This is a genomic window from Pseudomonas sp. SDO5522_S412 (assembly GCF_054071215.1).
This window is the reverse complement of the sequence record NZ_JBSVWQ010000355.1, coordinates 1-3920: the sequence shown is the minus strand read 5'-3', so window position 1 is coordinate 3920 and position 3920 is coordinate 1. Positions and strand designations below refer to the sequence as shown.

The 3920-nt window shown below is 59.3% G+C and carries 4 protein-coding genes; all 4 read right to left on the bottom strand.

The window, feature by feature from the left end; genetic code table 11:
• Positions 1–91 precede the first annotated feature (91 nt).
• The 4 genes from ACW9I6_RS31295 to ACW9I6_RS31280 all read right to left on the bottom strand — a co-directional run bounded on the left by ACW9I6_RS31295 (position 92) and on the right by ACW9I6_RS31280 (position 3819).
• Entirely contained in the window at positions 92–580 is a 489-nt protein-coding gene (locus ACW9I6_RS31295; protein ID WP_003220044.1) for an RDD family protein, read from the bottom strand.
• A 95-nt stretch (positions 581–675) separates the two neighbouring features.
• Complete coding sequence (locus ACW9I6_RS31290) at positions 676–888, bottom strand: cold-shock protein (protein WP_003220045.1); 213 nt, start codon at positions 886–888, stop codon at positions 676–678.
• A 390-nt stretch (positions 889–1278) separates the two neighbouring features.
• The gene (gene gcvT, locus ACW9I6_RS31285; RefSeq protein ID WP_177052186.1) at positions 1279–2403 is read right to left on the bottom strand and encodes a glycine cleavage system aminomethyltransferase GcvT; all 1125 of its coding nucleotides are present in this window, start codon (positions 2401–2403) and stop codon (positions 1279–1281) included.
• Between the two features lie 39 nt (positions 2404–2442).
• Positions 2443–3819: an L-serine ammonia-lyase gene (locus ACW9I6_RS31280; protein WP_003220047.1), complete on the bottom strand. Its 1377-nt coding sequence runs from the start codon at positions 3817–3819 to the stop codon at positions 2443–2445.
• Positions 3820–3920: the final 101 nt, after the last annotated feature.

Here is a 3920-nt window from a genome sequence, read left to right as displayed (position 1 = left end):
ACTTTTGCGCTTTTCAAAAGTGAGCCGCTGTAAAAGCGGAACCAATAGCGGCCATCACCGCAGCAACGGATATGCCCCCCAATCTAAAAACCTACTTCTTTTTCTTCGGAACCCGCACCAACCGCGTGTCCGAATAAATGTCATGCCAGCCACGTTTCTGCTTGTCGAACAACGACCAGATAAACCCAAGCCCCAGGCACAACCACGAAGCAATCGACACCACAAACCGCAACAACGCCTGCCACAGACTAATCCGCGACCCATCAGCGTTCTGCACCCGCACCCCCCAAACCTGCATCCCCAGGGTCTGCCCCGAGTGCGTCCAGAACTTGGCAAAAAACCCAAACAACACAAAAAACAAAATCGTCGACAACAGCGGATCACCATCCAGCGCGCCGGATTCGGAAAGCGCTCGCAACTTGGCCTCACCGACAAACCCCATCCACACCAGCTTGTAGATGAAGGCCGTGACGATCAGCAGGGCGGTGCACAACAGGAAGTCATAGAACATCGCTGCCAGACGACGGCCCAGGCCTACGGCGGGAAACTCGCCTTGGGGGCTCAGCAGGTGTTTCGACATGGCATGGCTCTCGGCAGGAAAAAAGCCATTTTACGGAAGAACGCCCATAAAAAAGCCCCTGATGTCATATCAGGGGCTTTTTGTCGCAGCAAGGATCAGCCTTCTGCTTGTACTTCGTCGGCTTGCATGCCTTTCTGGCCTTGCACCGCGATGAAGGTCACTTTCTGGCCTTCTTTCAGGCTTTTGAAGCCGTTGCCCTGAATAGCGCGGAAGTGGACGAACAGATCCGGACCGCTTTCTGGAGTGATAAAACCAAACCCTTTTTCGTCGTTAAACCACTTGACGGTACCGCTCTGACGATCAGCCATTTTCTTATTTCCTTGACGCAAAAAAATTAATGACAGCCCCTTTCACATGAAAGAGTACTGGGCTGGGTTGCAGGAAAGTAAGAGACGTCGAACGGGTTGTAGCAAACTTTGGCTACTGCCCAGGTCCAGGTTCAAAGCGACCCATGCAAACACAGTGGGCAAACTCTACGCCAACTAATACAGAAAAAACAAGCCCCGGCAAAACCCCAGGTTTTGCTCGGCCTCGTTACACTTCTGTCCACAATGTGGAACGCGTTTATTCGATAGAATTCGTCACTTGTTATAGGTGACTGAACATAACATTGACTATCGTCAATGCACTTTAATGTGGCGGTTGCGTTACAGATTAGTGCACGTTAACGCAACCGCGTTACTTATAGGAACAGTCAATCAACCACGGTAGTAACGTTGTGGTACGAATGGCATTTTACTTACACGTAGTGGCACCTTTTTCCCACGTACCAACGCAGATACTTCGGTATCCAGTGCGATGAAAGCGCTGTCCAGATAACCCATGGCCAGCGGGCCGCCCAGGCTCGGGCCAAAACCGCCGCTGCAGACGCTGCCGATCACGGTGCCGTGTTCGTCGACGATTTCTGCGCCTTCACGGACCGGCGTGCGTTCCTGTGGCAACAGGCCTACGCGTTTGCGGCTGACGCCGGTTTGTTGCTGGGTGAAGATCGCATCGGCGCCCGGGAAGCCACCGGCGCGTGCGCCATCAGCACGACGGGCCTTGGAAATTGCCCACAACAGGCTGGCTTCAATCGGCGTGGTCTCGGTGTTCATGTCATGGCCATAAAGGCACAGGCCGGCCTCCAGGCGCAGGGAGTCGCGGGCGCCCAGGCCGATGGCCTGTACTTCGGTTTCGGCCAGCAGGCTGCGGGCCAGGGCCTCGGCGTTCGCGGCCGGTACCGAGATTTCGAAGCCGTCTTCGCCGGTGTAGCCCGAGCGGCTGACGTAACAATCCACGCCCAGCAGGCGGGTCGGTGCGAATTGCATGAAGGTCATGTGCTTGACCTCCGGCGCCAGGCGCGCCAGCACGCTGACGGCAGCCGGGCCTTGCAGGGCCAGCAGGGCGCGTTCCTCGAACAGTGGCTCGATGGTGCACTGGTCACCGATGTGCTGGCGCAGGTGGGCCAGGTCCTGGTCCTTGCAGGCGGCGTTGACCACCAGGAACAGTTCGCCGTTACCCAGGTTGGCGACCATCAGGTCATCCAGGATGCCGCCTTGCTCGTTGGTGAACATCGCATAACGCTGCATGCCCACCGGCAGGTCGATGATGTCCACCGGCACCAGGGTTTCCAGGGCCTTGGCGGCACCGGCGCCGGTCAGGCGGATCTGGCCCATGTGCGACACATCGAACAACCCGGCTTGTTCACGGGTGTGCAGGTGTTCTTTCATCACGCCCAGCGGGTATTGCACCGGCATGTCGTAGCCGGCGAAGGGCACCATGCGTGCGCCCAGTTCGATGTGCAAGGCGTGCAACGGGGTTTTCAACAGGGTTTCGGTGGACATATTCAGCTCCTGAAAAACGTGCGGACGCGCTTATAGGCGTCAGCACTCGATAATGTTGACCGCCAAACCGCCACGGGCGGTTTCCTTGTATTTGCTTTTCATGTCGGCGCCGGTCTGGCGCATGGTGCGGATGACCTTGTCGAGGGACACGAAGTGTTGCCCGTCGCCGCGCAGGGCCATGCGCACCGCATTGATGGCCTTGACCGAACCCATGGCGTTGCGCTCGATGCAGGGCACCTGCACCAAGCCGCCGATGGGGTCGCAGGTCAGGCCGAGGTTGTGTTCCATGCCGATCTCGGCGGCGTTTTCTACCTGGGAAACCGTACCGCCCAACACTTCGCACAGGGCGCCGGCAGCCATGGAACAGGCCACGCCGACTTCCCCCTGGCAGCCGACTTCGGCGCCGGAGATCGAGGCGTTTTCCTTGTACAGAATGCCGATGGCTGCGGCGGTGAGCAGGAAGCGCACCACTCCGTCTTCGCTGGCCCCCGGGATAAAGCGCATGTAGTAGTGCAACACCGCCGGCACAATCCCGGCCGCACCGTTGGTGGGCGCCGTCACCACGCGCCCGCCATTGGCGTTTTCTTCGTTGACCGCCAGGGCGTAGAGGTTGACCCAGTCCAGCACCGACAACGGGTCGCGCAGCGCCGACTCCGGGTGCTTGCACAGTTGGCGATGCAACGCGGCGGCGCGGCGCTTGACCTTCAGCCCTCCGGGCAAAATCCCTTCGTTGCGACAGCCCGCGTCCACGCAGTCCTGCATCACCTGCCAGATCTTCAGCAGGCCGGCGCGGGTTTCCGCTTCCGGGCGCCAGGCGCTTTCATTGGTCAGCATCACCTGGCTGATGGACAGCCCATAGGTGGCGCAATGGCCGAGCAAGTCCTTGGCACTTTTGAACGGGAACGTCAGGGGCGTGGCGTCTTCGACAATCCGGTCGTGGCCGGCGGCGTCTTCATCCACCACAAACCCGCCGCCCACCGAGTAGTACTCGCGGCTGCGAATCTGCAAGCCGGCGGCGTCGAAGGCGCGGAAGATCATGCCGTTGGGATGATAGGGCAGGGGTTTGCGAATCATCGCCAGGTGTTCTTTCTCGTTGAACGCAATGCTGTGTTCGCCGAGCAGGTTCAAGCGTGCGTTGCCGCGAATTTCCAACAGGCGGGCGGCAACGGTTTCGGTGTTCACGGTATCCGGGTGCTCGCCTTCCAGGCCCAACAATACGGCCTTGTCACTGCCGTGGCCTTTGCCGGTGGCGCCGAGTGAGCCGTAGAGCTCCACCTTGACGCAGGTGGTGGCGCCCAGCAGGTTGTCGCGCTTCAGTCCCTCGACGAATCGAGCGGCAGCGCGCATCGGGCCGACGGTGTGGGAGCTGGAGGGGCCGATGCCAATCTTGAACAGGTCGAACACGCTTAAAGACATGGTTGTTCTCCGGTTTCTTATTATTGAACGGATGTACGCGGTCCAATGTGGGAGCGGGCTTGCTCGCGAAAGCGGCGGGTCAGTCACCAGATGTATCAACT